The 15,728-nt window shown below is 39.0% G+C and carries 13 protein-coding genes; 6 read left to right on the plus strand and 7 right to left on the minus strand.

Annotated features, from left to right (window positions below; translation table 11 throughout):
• Positions 1-53 precede the first annotated feature (53 nt).
• The 7 genes from groL to miaB all read right to left on the minus strand — a co-directional run bounded on the left by groL (position 54) and on the right by miaB (position 6,920).
• The gene (groL, locus tag ESV24_RS01035; protein ID WP_111813576.1) at positions 54-1,691 is read right to left on the minus strand and encodes a chaperonin GroEL; all 1,638 of its coding nucleotides are present in this window, start codon (positions 1,689-1,691) and stop codon (positions 54-56) included.
• A gap of 79 nt (positions 1,692-1,770) precedes the next feature.
• Complete coding sequence (locus ESV24_RS01040) at positions 1,771-2,046, minus strand: co-chaperone GroES (protein WP_111813578.1); 276 nt, start codon at positions 2,044-2,046, stop codon at positions 1,771-1,773.
• Between the two features lie 206 nt (positions 2,047-2,252).
• A complete protein-coding gene (gene secG / locus ESV24_RS01045) occupies positions 2,253-2,585 on the minus strand; it encodes a preprotein translocase subunit SecG (RefSeq protein WP_111813580.1) in 333 nt (110 codons plus the stop codon).
• Entirely contained in the window at positions 2,582-3,514 is a 933-nt protein-coding gene (locus ESV24_RS01050) for a hypothetical protein (RefSeq protein ID WP_111814102.1), read from the minus strand. The genes secG and ESV24_RS01050 overlap by 4 nt, the downstream gene beginning before the upstream one ends.
• A gap of 4 nt (positions 3,515-3,518) precedes the next feature.
• Positions 3,519-4,031 (minus strand): LptE family protein, encoded by a 513-nt coding sequence (gene lptE, locus ESV24_RS01055; RefSeq protein WP_111813582.1) that lies wholly within the window; start codon positions 4,029-4,031, stop codon positions 3,519-3,521.
• Positions 4,032-4,082: 51 nt separating this feature from the next.
• The gene (locus ESV24_RS01060; protein ID WP_111813584.1) at positions 4,083-5,360 is read right to left on the minus strand and encodes a sigma-54 interaction domain-containing protein; all 1,278 of its coding nucleotides are present in this window, start codon (positions 5,358-5,360) and stop codon (positions 4,083-4,085) included.
• Between the two features lie 114 nt (positions 5,361-5,474).
• Positions 5,475-6,920 (minus strand): tRNA (N6-isopentenyl adenosine(37)-C2)-methylthiotransferase MiaB, encoded by a 1,446-nt coding sequence (gene miaB, locus ESV24_RS01065; protein ID WP_111813586.1) that lies wholly within the window; start codon positions 6,918-6,920, stop codon positions 5,475-5,477.
• Positions 6,921-7,226: 306 nt separating this feature from the next.
• On the opposite strand from miaB, the gene topA reads away from it, so the two are divergent.
• The 6 genes from topA (at position 7,227) to porN (ending at position 15,658) form a co-directional block, all read left to right on the plus strand.
• A complete protein-coding gene (gene topA / locus ESV24_RS01070) occupies positions 7,227-9,743 on the plus strand; it encodes a type I DNA topoisomerase (protein WP_111813588.1) in 2,517 nt (838 codons plus the stop codon).
• Positions 9,743-10,906 carry a formimidoylglutamase gene (locus tag ESV24_RS01075; RefSeq protein WP_111813590.1) on the plus strand — a complete coding sequence of 388 codons (1,164 nt, stop codon included), beginning with the start codon at positions 9,743-9,745 and terminating at the stop codon, positions 10,904-10,906. Before topA ends, ESV24_RS01075 begins: the two co-directional genes overlap by 1 nt.
• Positions 10,907-11,020: 114 nt before the next feature.
• Complete coding sequence (gene porK, locus ESV24_RS01080; RefSeq protein WP_111813592.1) at positions 11,021-12,394, plus strand: T9SS ring complex lipoprotein PorK/GldK; 1,374 nt, start codon at positions 11,021-11,023, stop codon at positions 12,392-12,394.
• A gap of 66 nt (positions 12,395-12,460) precedes the next feature.
• Positions 12,461-13,114: a type IX secretion system motor protein PorL/GldL gene (porL, locus tag ESV24_RS01085; RefSeq protein WP_111813594.1), complete on the plus strand. Its 654-nt coding sequence runs from the start codon at positions 12,461-12,463 to the stop codon at positions 13,112-13,114.
• 44 nt (positions 13,115-13,158) lie between these two features.
• Positions 13,159-14,733 carry a type IX secretion system motor protein PorM/GldM gene (gene porM / locus ESV24_RS01090; RefSeq protein ID WP_111813596.1) on the plus strand — a complete coding sequence of 525 codons (1,575 nt, stop codon included), beginning with the start codon at positions 13,159-13,161 and terminating at the stop codon, positions 14,731-14,733.
• A gap of 25 nt (positions 14,734-14,758) precedes the next feature.
• On the plus strand, positions 14,759-15,658 hold the full coding sequence (porN, locus tag ESV24_RS01095) for a type IX secretion system ring subunit PorN/GldN (protein ID WP_111813598.1): 900 nt from the start codon (positions 14,759-14,761) through the stop codon (positions 15,656-15,658).
• Positions 15,659-15,728 lie beyond the last annotated feature (70 nt).

Genomic DNA, 15,728 nt, shown 5'->3' on the forward strand with positions numbered 1-15,728 from the left:
AGGTTTAGTATAATTATACTGTGTACTGAATACTCAATACTGCAAAACTGAATTTACATCATTCCGGGCATTCCACCGCCCATACCGCCTGGCATTCCGCCACCGGCATTGTCTTCTTTGATGTCCACCAAAGCACATTCGGTAGTAAGAATCATTCCAGCAACCGAAGCAGCGTTTTCAAGCGCTATACGGGTTACTTTTTTAGGATCGATAATACCGGCTTTTAGCATATCAACATATTTTTCAGTCTTGGCGTCGTAACCGAAGTTTTTCTTTCCTTCCAAAACTTTATTGATTACTACAGAACCTTCACCACCACCATTTTCAACAATGGTGCGAAGTGGTGCTTCAATGGCGCGAGCCACAATTTGCACTCCGGTTGTTTCGTCTAAAGTTTCAGTTGTAAGTTTTTTCAAAACCTCGATAGCGCGAACCAAAGCTACACCACCACCTGCAACAATACCTTCTTCCACAGCCGCACGGGTTGCATTAAGTGCATCATCCACACGGTCTTTTTTCTCTTTCATTTCAACCTCTGAAGCTGCCCCTACGTAAAGAACGGCAACACCGCCAGCCAATTTAGCCAAACGCTCCTGCAATTTTTCTTTATCGTAATCGCTGGTTGTAGATTCTATTTGAGATTTTATTTGGTTCACACGGCCTTTAATGTCTTTTTTGTCCCCAGCACCATTTACAATTGTAGTATTGTCTTTGTCAATTGTAATAGTTTCCGCAGAACCCAACATATCAATAGTAGTATTTTCCAAAGTGAAGCCGCGCTCTTCAGCAATAACGGTTCCTCCAGTCAAAACTGCTATGTCTTCAAGCATTGCTTTTCTTCTATCACCAAAACCTGGAGCCTTTACAGCTGCAATTTTTAACGAACCGCGAAGTTTGTTTACTACCAAAGTAGCCAAAGCTTCTCCGTCAACGTCTTCTGCAATAATTAGAAGAGATTTTCCTTGTTGTGCCACTGGCTCAAGTATAGGAAGCAAATCTTTCATTGACGAAATTTTCTTATCATAAAGCAAAACCATTGGGTTTTCCAATTCAGTTTGCATTTTTTCGGTATCGGTTACGAAATAGGGAGAAAGGTAACCACGGTCAAACTGCATTCCTTCAACAACGTCAACGTAAGTTTCAGTTCCTTTTGCTTCTTCAACAGTGATAACACCTTCTTTTCCAACTTTTCCGAATGCTTTTGCGATCAAATCACCAATAACGTCGTCGTTATTTGCTGAAATGGAAGCAACCTGCTTTATCATTTCTGAAGAATTGCCAACTTTAGTGGATTGGCTTTCCAAATTTTTAACGATGGCTTCAACAGCCTTGTCAATACCGCGTTTCAAATCCATTGGATTTGCGCCAGCAGCAACGTTTCTTAGACCTTCTTTTACAATTGCTTGTGCAAGAACGGTAGCGGTTGTAGTTCCATCACCAGCAAGATCGTTGGTTTTTGAAGCTACTTCTTTCACCATTTGCGCGCCCATATTTTCAAGTGGATCTTGCAATTCAATTTCTTTTGCAACGGTAACGCCATCTTTTGTAACCTGTGGCGCGCCAAAGGATTTACTGATAATTACGTTACGCCCCTTTGGGCCCAATGTTACTTTTACTGCGTTTGCTAATGCGTCAACGCCGCGCTTTATAGCGTCGCGGGCATCTACGTCAAATTTTATATCTTTTGCCATTTTTTTAAAATGCTTTATGCTTTTGGCTTTATGCCTTAAGCTTTGGTTAAACTAATTTTTTGAATTTATTTATGAAATGTTAGATGATAGCTAAAATATCTTCTTCGCGCATAATAAGATAATCCTTACCGTCAAACTTTAGTTCGCTGCCCGAGTACTTTCCGTAAAGAACGGTGTCGCCAACCTTAACGGTCATTTTGTGGTCTTCTTTGCCTTTGCCTACGGCCATTACTTTCCCTTTTTGTGGTTTTTCTTTTGCAGAATCAGGAATGTATAAACCTGACGCAGTCTTAGTTTCTGCTTCTTGTGGTTCTACCAGAACGCGATCTGCAAGTGGTTGAATTTTTAATGCCATAGTAAAATTTTAATTTTATTATTCCAGTCCTTCGACTATCGCTCAGGATAAATTACGACGGGAATTTCTTGGTTAAACTTATGTTCTAATCTTGTGATTGCTAATTGGCAGAAATTGTGCCACTGCCTATAAACTGACATTTTATAAAACAAAAAATGCCAGCTTGTCATAAGCTGGCATTTTTAAAATATCTTAAAAACTAAATACTAATTTGTAGTATCTGTTGCAGCAGGTGCTGGAGTTTGTGTTGTTGGTACAGCAGGAATCGCGTTTTCATCAAAAGTTTTTGACTGAATAGTGTTGCTTCCCATTATAAAAATATTGGAACCTAAAATCAACACGAGCATAATGGTTGCAAGGGTCCAAGTACTTTTATCCAAAAAGTCACTGGTTTTCTGTACGCCACCAATTTGTGCGCCACCGCCACCGCCAAACGACGATGAAAGTCCGCCACCTTTTGGGTTTTGAACCATTATTACTATGACCAATAAAAAGGCCACTATCATTATCAAAATTAAAAATATTGTAAAAGTACTCATGATTGTTCTGAATTAATCAATTTATCTATCGCCCGAATTTGGTCTGCAAAGAAACCACTTTTTTCGGGATTTTTCAAAATTAAAATTTTATATGCTTGAATTGCTTTTTTATAGTTCTTTTGTTGCAAATAAACTTTTGCCAAAGTCTCCGTCATCAGTGAATCTGAAGGCTGTGTATAAGGCGTTGCCAGATTTTTTTGTTCTTCCTTTTTATTGCTGTTTGTCGTGTTTTCTGAAGGGATTATTTTAGGGCGTTCCTGTATAAACTTGTCAATTAGCTCAGATTTTCGCTCTTTTTCCTCCTGCGCCAAGGCTTCGGAGGACACATCCTCTTTTTCTGAAATTTCCTTGGAACGTTCAATGGGTTTTGCCTTTGTCAGTTTTAACCATTCCGAAAAGGAATGTGTGTCACTTTTTGTAAATTCCAAAGGTTTGTCCGGTTGCAATGCTTCTTCGGTTGCATTAATGCTGTCACTGGTTTGGTCGTCTTTCTTTTTAACCAAATTGCTTACAGATTCCACCTTTCTTTGGAAAAGCTCTGGGTTCAGAATATTTTCAGCCTTTTGCATTTCGGCTTTAATTTGCTTATCTATTTCGAAGCTTATCTGTTCTGAAATATTTTCGGAAACCACTTTAATTTCTTCTACCGAAGCATCGTGTTGCAGAATGGTTTGCGAAATTTCATTCTGAATAAATTTTTCCGAAGTAATGTATTCAAATAAAATGTCGCGATCTGTGGTGTGTGCGGCAGTTAGTTTCAAGGCGTCATTATAGAGAAAACTGTCCTGGTTTTTTAAGCCTTTAAGCTGTAACGCCCGAGCACTTTGAAAATAAGGATATTTCTTTATAATTAAATCCAACGCAGCCAAATCTTCAGAAGTTATTTTCTGTGGATTGGAGAGTAGATATGTAAAATTTGAAGTGTTCAAAATGCTACCAATTTGCAAGCGATTTGTTAAAAATATCCTGCGTTATACGTTCAAAAATAATATCAACTGCAGTATCAAGTTTTGAGCCTGTTAGTTGCGTTGTTCCCGGATAATCGTAATAAAAACTGAACGGTTGTTCAAAATCTTTTAGCGGATCTTTTGTATTATAAAACCTTACGCTTACTGCAATGGTTAATCTGTTTTGGGCTGCTGTGCTGTTTGAAGTTGCCGTGATTGGCGCAATATAATACTGTGTTATTTCACCTTCGTACACCAAATCGCCATTGCTGTTCACCAAGTCTAAACTGGTTTGGTTTAAAAGTAAATCCTGCAACTTCTGTGTAAAATCGCGTGCAATTCCTGGTTCTACAATAGGTGCGTTATTCTGAAAATAATTAACCTGTACCGTTTTAGTAGTGTTGTAATTTATATCTGCTCCAGTAAAAGAGTAAGGTCCACAACCACTTAAAGAAAAAGCTAAGATTAAAAAAAATAAAATTGAAACTATTTTTGACATTTGCTACTTTTTTTTAACTGAACACTGGCGTGCACGCGATAAATCGCGAGCCTACAAATCGTATTGTTTAATCTTTCTGTACAATGTTCTTTCAGAAATTCCCAATTCATCCGCGGCATCCTTTCGTTTACCCTGGTATTTTTCGAGCGATTTTTTAATGAGTTCCAACTCCTTTTGCTGAAGCGAAAGATTTTCTTCCTCTTCAATATCTTCTGCATATTCGTATTTATCCTTTCGTTGATCCGAGGTGTGTTCCGGAATATTTAAAACCTCTACATCGTTTTGCGTTCCGTTGTTTTCATCTTCTATAATCGAAGCCAGTTCCTCTTCGGCATCGTTATCATCGGCATAAATTTTATTGATAAGTGAAGATTGTTCTTCTTTAACCTTGGCGGCATTGCCAGTTTTCATCAATTCCAAAGTAAGCTTTTTAAGATCATTCACATCGCGTTTCATATCGAAAAGTACTTTGTAAAGTATTTCGCGTTCACTGCTGAAATCACTTTCAGATTTCTTCGTATTCACAACTGCAGGAAGATTGCTGCCCATATCTGGCAGATAATGTTTTAGAGTTTCATAGGTAATTTCGCGGCTCTGTTCCAAAACCGAAATCTGTTCAGCCACGTTTCGCAACTGCCGGATGTTTCCGCTCCAGCGATATTTTAAAAGTAAATCTGTGGCTCGATCGTTTAGACGAATGGTTGGCATTTTGTATTTCTGCGCAAAATCTGCTGCAAATTTTCTAAAAAGCAAATGAATATCCTCCTCGCGTTCGCGTAATGGCGGTAAGTTTATCTCTACCGTGCTCAATCTGTAATAAAGATCTTCGCGGAATTTTCCCTTTTCGATGGCTTCAACCATTTTTACGTTTGTTGCGGCTACAATGCGCACATCGGTTTTTAGCGCTGCGGAAGAACCTACTTTTAAAAATTCGCCATTTTCCAAAACTCTAAGTAAGCGTACTTGTGTAGGAAGTGGTAATTCGCCCACTTCGTCAAGAAAAATTGTTCCTCCATCGGCTACTTCAAAATAACCGCTTCTGGTTGCCGTAGCTCCCGTAAAAGATCCCTTTTCGTGACCGAAAAGTTCACTGTCAATTGTTCCTTCGGGAATGGCGCCGCAGTTAACGGCTATGTATTTTCCGTGCTTTCTGTGCGAGAGGGAATGTATTATTTTTGGAATACTTTCCTTTCCAACCCCACTCTCGCCCGTTACCAATACCGAAATATCTGTTGGTGCTACTTGTATTGCTTTTTCTACGGCTCGGTTTAATTTCTGGTCGTTGCCTATTATTCCGAATCGTTGTTTTGTTGCTTGTATGCTTTCCACCTTTTTTAGTTAAAAGTTAAAAGTTAAAAGTTAAAAGTTGATTCTGTGGATTCTTCTGATACGAATGTTGTTAATTGAACATTGAACATTGAACATTGAACATTGAACGCCACATTAATTATTTTCATTATATCCTACTGCTTCACCAATGAGCGTTGCCGTAGTACAATCTGTTATTTTCACGTTTACAAAGTCTCCTGCTTTATAATTTTCCTTCGGAAAAACCGCAACATTATTATGCTCCGTTCTTCCGCTCCATTCGTCTTTGTTTTTTTTGGATTCTTTTTCAATTAAAACGCTTACCACTTTTCCTAAAAATCCTGCTGTGCGTATGGCGCTGTGTTTTTGTTGATGGTCTACAATTTCAGTTAATCTTCGGCTTTTTGTTTCTTCTGAAACATCGTCTTTTAGCTTTCTGCCCGCCATAGTTCCGGGCCTTTCAGAATATTTGTACATATAGCCAAAACTATATTTTACATATTCCATAAGGCTCATGGTTTCTTGATGATCTTCCTCAGTTTCCGTAGGAAAACCAATAATCATATCCTGAGAAATGGAACAACCGGGAATGATCTCCCAAATCCTGTCAACTAACTTCATATATTCCTCTCGGGTGTGCTGACGGTTCATTTCATTTAAAATCCGTGTGCTTCCACTTTGAACCGGAAGATGAATATGATTGCAAATATTATCGTGTTTTGCCACAATGTGCAATACCTCTTCGTGCATATCTTGCGGATTGCTTGTTGAAAAACGAACTCGCATTTTTGGATGTGCTGTAGCAACCATATCAAGCAATTGTGCAAAATCGGTAGCCGTTGCTTGTTGCATTTCTGTAGCAGTTTTGAAATCTTTTTTCAGTCCGCCGCCGTACCATAAATAACTATCCACATTTTGGCCGAGCAAGGTTATTTCTTTGTAACCTTTTTCGGCTAAATCATTTACTTCCCCTAGAATACTCTGTGGGTCGCGGCTACGTTCGCGTCCGCGGGTAAAAGGAACCACGCAAAAGGTACACATATTGTCGCAACCGCGAGTGATGCTTACATAAGCTGTAATGCCATTTCCACCCAAACGCACGGGAGAAATATCGCCATAGGTTTCTTCTTTGGAAAGAATAACGTTCACGGCATCACGTCCTTCTTCAACTTCTTTCAGCAAATTTGGAATGTCTTTATAAGCATCTGGCCCAACCACCAAATCCACAATTTTTTCCTCTTCAAGAAATTTTTCCTTTAAACGCTCCGCCATACAGCCAAGCACGCCGACTTTCATTTTTGGATTGATTCGTTTTACAGCGTTGTATTTTTCAAGACGTTTGCGTACTGTTTGCTCGGCTTTATCACGGATGGAGCAAGTATTTACCAAAACTAAATCTGCCTCTTCCAGTAAATTTGTAGTGTTGTAACCTTGGTCTGCAAGAATAGAAGCCACAATCTCGCTGTCGCTAAAATTCATAGCGCAGCCGTAACTTTCAATATATAATTTTCGGGAATTGCTCTCACGTGCTTCCAAAGTGAGCGTATTTCCTTGCGTTTTTTCATCAATAATCTTTTCCATAAAAATCTTTGTTCATTGCAAATTCAAAGCTCTTTCATTGAACTTGCAAAGATACTATTAATTTGTTGCGCTGTCAAAGTGGCAGATTTGTTTTTGTAATTAATTTATTTCAAAATAAAAATCAACGCGAATACCTCAATAAAATGTACCAAAATTAGAATATTCGCTTTTAAAATGAACCTCACCTGAACATAAAATTATTCGTGTATTTGTGGCCAAATTTTACAAACACATTTTCGATTTTTACAACCTTAATCATTGGTATTAAAAATTTCATATACTTTTGCAAACATAATAATATAGGATATGGCAAAGAATTTAGTGATAGTTGAGTCCCCAGCAAAAGCAAAAACCATTGAAAAATTTCTTGGAAAAGATTTTAAGGTTTCCTCCAGTTTTGGACACATTGCAGATCTTCCGTCCAAAGAATTGGGCGTGGATGTAGCGGGAGATTTCACACCTAAATATATAGTGAGCAGCGATAAGAAAAAGCTGGTGGCAGAGCTGAAGGCACTTTCCAAAAAAGCTGAAATGGTTTGGCTGGCGAGTGATGAGGACCGAGAAGGAGAAGCAATAGCGTGGCATTTAGCAGAAGAATTGAAACTAGACAAAAGCAAAACCAAGCGTATTGTTTTTCACGAGATTACGAAATCTGCCATTCTGAAAGCTATTGAAAACCCGCGACAAATTGATTATAATCTAGTGAACGCGCAGCAAGCCCGTCGCGTTCTGGACCGTTTGGTGGGTTATGAACTTTCTCCGGTTCTTTGGAAAAAAGTGAAGGGCGGTCTTTCCGCAGGCCGTGTACAATCTGTTGCGGTGCGATTGATTGTGGAACGCGAGCGCGAAATAGAAGGTTTTACAGCAGTAGGATCCTATAGAATTGATGCAGAGTTCACGACTGTTGACGGTAGCAAATTTAAAGCGAAACTTCCAAAGAATTTTGAAACTGAAGAAGAAGCTCGCGAGTTTCTTCGAAAGAATTTGGGTGCTTCCTATAAAATTTCAGATTTAACTAAAAAGCCTGCTAGTAAATCGCCAGCAGCGCCTTTTACCACTTCAACAATACAACAGGAGGCAGCGCGAAAACTGTATTTTTCGGTTGGAAAAACAATGACAATCGCACAACGTCTTTACGAAGCTGGACTTATAACTTATATGCGTACAGATAGCGTTAACCTTAGCAACGATGCTAAAAATGCGGCGCAAAAAGAGATTAATCGTTCGTACGGAAAGGAATACAGCAAACCTCGCGATTACAAAGGAAAAAGTAAGGGCGCACAGGAAGCTCACGAGGCCATCCGCCCAACAGATATGAGTCAGCACACAATTACTGGCGATCATGACCAAGCGCGTTTGTATGATTTGATTTGGAAACGTACCCTAGCTTCACAAATGAGTGATGCACAATTGGAGCGCACCAACGTTAAGATAGATGTGCTTTCCAAAGAGAAAGTTTCAGAAAATTTCGCCGCAAATGGCGAAATGATAAAGTTTGACGGCTTCCTAAAAGTATATTTGGAAGGAACCGATTTTGAGGAAGAAGAACAAGACGGAATGTTGCCAAATATGAAAAATGGCGACTCTCTTGAAAACAATTATGTTACCGCAACCGAACGATTTACGCGTCCGCCGTACCGTTATACGGAAGCTTCACTTGTAAAACAATTGGAAGAGCTTGGCATTGGCCGACCTTCAACCTATGCACCAACCATTTCAACAATCATAAGTAGAAATTATGTTGAAAAGGGAACTGTGGAAGGTGTGGAGCGAAAATATCTTCAGTTAACACTTCAAAAAGAAAACATAAAAGATAAAACTTTGACTGAAACCGTTGGTTCGGACAAGGGGAAACTGGTTCCCACAGATATCGGGATGATTGTGAACGACTTTTTGGTTGAGCATTTTGAAAATATCCTTGACTATAATTTCACTGCAAAAGTAGAGCAGGATTTTGATGACATAGCTGAAGGCAAGGAGGAGTGGACAAAAATGATGAAAGACTTTTATGCCGAATTCCACCCCCGCGTAGAACATGTAGAAGAGAACGCCGACCGCGAAAGTGGCGAGCGCTTTCTTGGCGAAGACCCAGAAACGGGAAGAACCGTTTTGGTTCGTCTTGGTAAATACGGCCCAATAGCACAGATTGGCGCACCAGACGATGAGGAGAAAAAATTTGCCAGCCTTCGCCCAGACCAGCAGTTACATTTGGTTACATTTGAAGAAGTGATGGATCTTTTCAAGCTTCCAAAGACTTTAGGTGTTTTTGAAAAGGAAGAAGTTGAGGTAAATAACGGTCGTTTTGGTCCTTATGTTCGTTTCGGAAAAGTCTTTATTTCGCTTCCAAAGGGAATGGACCCGTTAGATGTGGATATGGCCTTCGCAAAAGAGCTTATTGAAGAAAAGAAAAAGGCCGATGCTCCTATATATATGTATGAGGATCTGCCAGTTCAAAAAGGGGTTGGGCGTTTTGGACCTTTCTTAAAATGGAACAATATGTTCATTAACGTGAACAAAAAATATGATTTTGACAATCTTTCAAATGTAGATATTGAACAGCTTATAGATGATAAAAAACAAAAGGAAATTGATAAGCTGATCAACGAATGGCCAGAGGAAAAAATACGTATTGAAAAAGCCCGTTGGGGACGTTTCAATCTTATAAAAGGGAAAACAAAAGTGGAACTTCCCAAAGGCACTGAGGCTGATAAAATAACTTTGGAAGAAGCGAAGGACTTACTGGAAAAGAAAAGTCCGAAGAAGAAAGCCGCTGCCAAAAAGAAAACTACAACTAAGAAAAAAGCTACAGCCAAGAAAAAATAATGATAGAATTTTTAGCTCCAGTTTCAAAAAAAGTAATGGCGCATCGGGAAATTCTGCCGCCCGGAACATTGGGAAAACAAATTGAGACCCACAGTAAAACTGCCGAATTGCCTAATTTAAAAGGGGTGAAGTTTGCAATTCTTGGAGTCAACGAGAATCGTGCAGATGTGAATTTTATAGGAGCAGAAATATCTTTTGACCCCTATCGAAAAGCACTGTACTCGCTTTATCCAGGCAACTGGAACTACAAAATTATTGACCTTGGCAATATTGAAAAAGGTGAAACGGCCGAGGATACACGCTTTGCAACAAAAGAAGTTATAGCCGCTCTTTTAAGAAAAAAAATTGTTCCGCTTATACTCGGTGGAAGCCAGGATTTGGCATATTCACAATACCGAGGTTATGATGGTATGGGAGAGATGGTGAATGTTGTAAACATTGATAATCGCTTCGATCTCGGAAATGCCGAGTTGCCAATTTCAAATAAATCTTATGTTGGGAAAATGGTTGTCGATCAGCCTTATAACCTTTTCAATTATAGTGTTTTGGGGTATCAATCTTTCTTCAACGCTCCCCAAGAAATCGCATTAATGGATAAGCTTTTTTTTGATGCCTATCGTCTAGGCGAAATTACTGCCGATATAACTTCGGTAGAACCAATTATGCGGGACGCAGATATGGTGACTTTGGATGTTACTGCAATAAAAAGCGCAGAATTAAGTTATAAAAACAACGACAGTCCCAACGGATTTGATGGCCGTGAAATTTGCGCCATTTCCCGATACGCCGGTATCAGCAATAAAGTGAAATCTTTTGGCGTTTACGAATTAAGCAACTCCATTGAAAGTAGGAGTGGTGCAATGCTTGTGGCACAAATACTTTGGTATTTTATAGAAGGCTATAATTTTAGGGCTGAAGATGATGACTTTAACAATGAAAATCTCTTCACTACTTATAAAGTACCTGTAGAAGAAGAAGTTTTGGAATTCAAAAAAAGCAATAAGACCGAAAGATGGTGGATTGTTTTGCCTTTTATTTCAACCGTAAATAATAAATTAAAAAGGCGTACGTTATTACCTTGCACTTATGGCGAATATTTGGGTGCATGCAATCAGGAAATTCCTGAACGGTGGCTAAAGGCCCGCCACAAAAATGAAGTATAATCAAACAACACGAGTAAAAACTGGGATCACTGGATTTTCAAAAATAAAATTGTTTTTTTGGATTTTTATAGATAGGTTTACGCCCTTGAATCTCGAAATTTAACCTAAATACCTATGAAGAAGTTTATTGCATTAACTGCGATCGTTGCCTTTTTGTTCAGTTGTAACTCTGGAGACCGAGGAGAACTGGTTGGGGCAAAAGGCAAGAAATGGTATCCTCAAAAACCTTACGGAATGACGCTTATCCCAGGTGGATCCTTCATCATGGGTAAAAGTGATGACGATTTTGTTGCCGTAAATGATGCGCCAACCAAAACCGTTACCGTGCGTTCGTTCTATATGGACGAAACCGAAATAACCAATGCCGAGTACCGTCAATTTGTTAACTGGGTGCGGGATTCTACAGTAAGATTGCGTCTTGCTATTATGGCCGATGAAGTTGGGGCAACTCCGGGTGACGGTGGTGTGGGCGAATTTGCATTTGTAGACCAAGAAAGCGAAGAAATGACTCCCTATCAACAGTATATGTATGATAATTACTTCGGTATGGGAGAAGACTACTACGCCGGAAGAAAGTTGAATGACAAGGTAGATTTAATTTGGGATACTTCTGAATATCCAGATGAATACTATTCTGAAGTTATGGATACTATGTATATTCCAACGGAAGAAGCATATAATGGGCAGCGCACCGTTGATGTTAATAAATTGAATTTTCAATATACTTATATGGATATAGAATCTGCGGCTAGGGACAAAACCAAGAGGCGTAAGGATTTTATTAAAAAAGAAGAATTAAACATCTATCCTGATACTACAGTTTGGATTAAAGATTTCAACTATTCATATAATGAGCCAATGCACAATGATTACTTTTGGCATGAAGCTTATGGAGACTATCCAGTCGTAGGAGTTACTTGGAAACAAGCCAAAGCATTTTGTGCTTGGAGAACCTTATACAAAAACTCCTACCAAAAATCAAAAAGCAAGAATTTTATAAACTCGTTCCGTCTTCCTGGAGAAGCAGAGTGGGAATACGCCGCACGTGGCGGTCTGGAATCCGCAACCTATCCTTGGGGTGGGCCATATGCTAAAAATGACCGTGGTTGTTTTATGGCCAACTTTAAGCCACTTCGTGGAGATTATGCTGCAGACCAAGCACTGTACACCGTAGAGGCTGATGCTTACGAACCGAACGATTTCAACCTTTACAATATGTCTGGAAACGTTTCGGAATGGGTAGCTTCGTCTTATGACCCTGCCTCTTACGATTATACTTCCACAATGAACCCTAATGTGAACGATCCAGACAATATGCGAAAAGTTGTTCGTGGCGGTTCTTGGAAAGATGTTGCTTATTTCTTGCAGGTAAGTACCCGTGATTATGAATATGCAGATTCAGCCAGAAGTTACATTGGCTTTAGAACTGTGCAGGATTACATGGGAACTGACGTTGTTTTAAATCAAAACTTTGGCGATGCTCGCTAATATTCCCCCTATTTTCTAAATTGAATTAACCTAAATTAAAACTCTCAACTAAAAAACTAAAGTATTATGGCACAATCAAGATCATCAAAAAAATTATTTAATATGGCTTATGGCCTTGGGGCTTCGATAGTAATTATTGGAGCGCTTTTTAAAATTCTTCACTGGGAATTAGGACCTCTTGATGGGAATATTCTATTGGCAGTAGGACTTATTACAGAGGCAATTATTTTTGCTATTTCTGCTTTTGAACCAGTAGATGACGATCTAGATTGGTCACTGGTTTATCCAGAGCTAGCTGGTGGTGCTGGAGGTATGAGAAAAGTAGCTGCAAAGGAAACAGAAGATGCACAAGGACTTTTGTCTAAAAAACTTGACGAAATGCTTAAGGATGCACGCATAGATTCTGAATTAATGGACAGCCTTACAACTAGCATCCGTTCTTTTGAAGGTGCTACAAAAAGTATGGCACCTACCGCAGATGCAATGAACTCTACTAAAAAATACAGTGAGGAAATGGCACTTGCTGCAGCACAAATGGATTCATTGAACAGTTTGTATAAAGTACAGATAGAATCTACAAGTCGTCAAGCTGAAGCCAATGAAAGGGTTGCCGAAAATGCGGAACAACTAAAACAACAAATGCAGCACTTGGCTACCAACCTTTCTTCATTGAACGGTGTTTATGGAGGTATGCTTTCTGCAATGACTAATAGAAACTAAGATAGGTTTTCACCTTAATTATTAATCTTTAAAAAAGAATTAAAATGGCAGGAGGAAAACTATCCCCAAGGCAGAAGATGATTAACCTAATGTATCTGGTTTTCATCGCGATGCTTGCACTGAACATGTCCAAAGAAGTATTGTCTGCTTTTGGACTTCTTAATCAAAAAATATCTGATGCTAATGTGGCCACTTCACAGCGAAACACTTCTTTTATGGAAGGATTGGCTGTTAAGGCCAATGACGAACCTTCGCAATATGCGGCAGTAAAAGCTAAAGCGGATGAAATTTCAAGGATCTCAGACGATTTTGATACATATATCTCGAATATAAAATCTGCTTCTATAGAAAATATTGAGGATCCTTCAGATTATGAAGTAATGGACAAGCCCGATCACTTTAACAATCTGTTTTTTACTGGTGGTAAATATAAAGAAGGAGGACAAGAATTTTTGAATAAAATGGATAAGTACAGAACCGAGATGATGGCTGTATTATCTGATACTGCTTTAGCTAAAGTTGCCGGTATTGAGGATATTAAAAAATCTATCGAATCTAATTTTTCTACCGCGGAAGTAACTAACCGTGACGGTAAAAATGTAGCTTGGTTAAACTATAACTATGAAGGATTTCCTTTAGTAGCTTCTTTAACAAAATTGACACAGATTCAAGCAGATATTAAAACAACAAAAAGCGAAGTATTGCAGAGAATGTTGGCTGGTCAACAAGCGGCGGCATTGTCTTTTAGTAATTATTCAACCTTACTGGAAACTTCAAAGTCTGCATATTATTCAGGTGAGAAATTTGACGGTTCAATTGTTTTAGGCCGTACCGATGAGAGTACAAAACCTAGTAAGGCTGAACTTACTTTGGATGGAAGAAAACTTGTAGAGGGTACGGATTACACATTTGAGGGGGGTAGAGTAAAAATGAATGTAAGTGCTGGGTCACCTGGCGACCACAAAATAGAGGGAACTTTGTTTTATGGCGAGGGTGGAGAATTAACTCCAGTAGAGGTAAACCGTTCGTTCGCTACAATCTCATTGCCTAATTCAGCAGTTATCGCTGCAGATAAAATGAACGTAGTATATCGTGGAGTTGATAACCCAATGACGGTTTCTATTCCTGGTATTCCTGATAATAAAGTGAACGCATCCGCTGCAGGTCTTTCAAAAATTTCCGGAAGCAAATACGTTATGCGTCCAGGAGCTGGTAGAACAGTTATTATCTCGGCTAATGGAACATTACCTGATGGCAAACCAGTAGGTTCAAAATCTGAATTCCGTATTAAAGATATTCCTGCACCAGTAGGTGCAATCCGTGGTGAAACTGGAATTGTTAGAATGGAACGTGGAGGTCTTGAAATTTCTTCAATTTCCGCAGTATTGCCAGATTTCGATTTTGATGTAAATCTTAACGTTACAGGCTTCAGTTTTAAAGTATCTGGACAGCCAACCGTTCGTGTTAATGGAACCAAGTTAGATGGTGCCGCCAAAGGTGCTTTAAGAAGAGCAGGAAGAGGTGAAACGGTCCAAATTTTTGATATTAATGCAAATGTTTCTGGAAGCGGTGTAATGCTTAAGAAGACATCTCCTGTAATTATTGAATTGACAAACTAATTTATAGTATAAAACCCCTATAGGTATGAATTTGAAAAATGTTGTTTTATGTGTTTTTGGTCTTGGAATGGCTACTAGTGCTTCGGCGCAAGTAAATATTCTAAATGCCAAAACCCCTGAGGATATAGGCAAAAAGACCGAAGCGCAAATTGCTTATGATAACGATAAGCCGTTGCCTTATGGCTATACGGACGAGCGCGATGTGCTGTGGTCTAAAACCACTTGGGAAATTATTGATCTTGATGAAAGAGTAAACTTCCCATTGTATTACCCTATAGACACAAATAACATAGGTTCAAATAGACGTTCTTTATACGATGTTTTGGTGAAAAACATCAAAAACGGAAAAATACAAGATGTTTATGCGGATTCTTATTTCACTGAAAAACGTACCTTACAGGATATCGAAGCGTCCCTAGTCTATAGTGATACTACAGATTTAGGTATCGAGCAATATAACGCTGAAGGAACTGTAGATCCACAATATGTACGTCGTTTTTCATTGGATGCAGGCGATATTGAGGAGTGGCACATTCGCGGCTATTGGTATCTTGACAAACGTCAAGGTGAGCTCAAATACCGATTATTAGGTATTTGCCCAGTAGCAAATGAAGCTCGTTCTAAAGCATTTCCAGAAGACGGTTTGGAGTCTAAGGTTCAATTATTTTGGGTGTGGTTTCCAGGAGCCCGTGAGGTTTTGCACGAGGCACAGGCATTTAATAGAAAGAATACCTCGCAGCCAATTTCATACGATCACTTGCTGAATTCAAGACGCTTTAACGCTGTAATCTATAAAGAAGATAACGTACAGGGCGATAGAGATGTAAAAGAATACATCAATGATAATGCGCTTATGCAGTTATTGGAATCTGAAAGAATCAAAGAACAAATACGTAATATCGAAATAGATTTGTGGAATTATTAATCCTTTAATACTCCATTATTTGAAGAAAGCCCTTCAAGTTCCATTTTGGAAACTGAAGGGTTTTTTAATT

The organism is Aequorivita lipolytica (genome assembly GCF_007997135.1).
Classification (GTDB): domain Bacteria; phylum Bacteroidota; class Bacteroidia; order Flavobacteriales; family Flavobacteriaceae; genus Aequorivita; species Aequorivita lipolytica.

Bases quoted from the DNA above. Each gene is read 5' to 3' on its own strand.
- groL (WP_111813576.1), bottom strand. From the start codon at position 1,691: ATGGCAAAAGATATAAAATTTGACGTAGATGCCCGCGACGCTATAAAG.
- ESV24_RS01040 (WP_111813578.1), bottom strand. From the start codon at position 2,046: ATGGCATTAAAAATTCAACCACTTGCAGATCGCGTTCTGGTAGAACCA.
- secG (WP_111813580.1), bottom strand. From the start codon at position 2,585: ATGAGTACTTTTACAATATTTTTAATTTTGATAATGATAGTGGCCTTT.
- lptE (WP_111813582.1), bottom strand. From the start codon at position 4,031: ATGTCAAAAATAGTTTCAATTTTATTTTTTTTAATCTTAGCTTTTTCT.
- miaB (WP_111813586.1), bottom strand. From the start codon at position 6,920: ATGGAAAAGATTATTGATGAAAAAACGCAAGGAAATACGCTCACTTTG.
- topA (WP_111813588.1), top strand. From the start codon at position 7,227: ATGGCAAAGAATTTAGTGATAGTTGAGTCCCCAGCAAAAGCAAAAACC.
- ESV24_RS01075 (WP_111813590.1), top strand. From the start codon at position 9,743: ATGATAGAATTTTTAGCTCCAGTTTCAAAAAAAGTAATGGCGCATCGG.
- porK (WP_111813592.1), top strand. From the start codon at position 11,021: ATGAAGAAGTTTATTGCATTAACTGCGATCGTTGCCTTTTTGTTCAGT.
- porL (WP_111813594.1), top strand. From the start codon at position 12,461: ATGGCACAATCAAGATCATCAAAAAAATTATTTAATATGGCTTATGGC.
- porM (WP_111813596.1), top strand. From the start codon at position 13,159: ATGGCAGGAGGAAAACTATCCCCAAGGCAGAAGATGATTAACCTAATG.
- porN (WP_111813598.1), top strand. From the start codon at position 14,759: ATGAATTTGAAAAATGTTGTTTTATGTGTTTTTGGTCTTGGAATGGCT.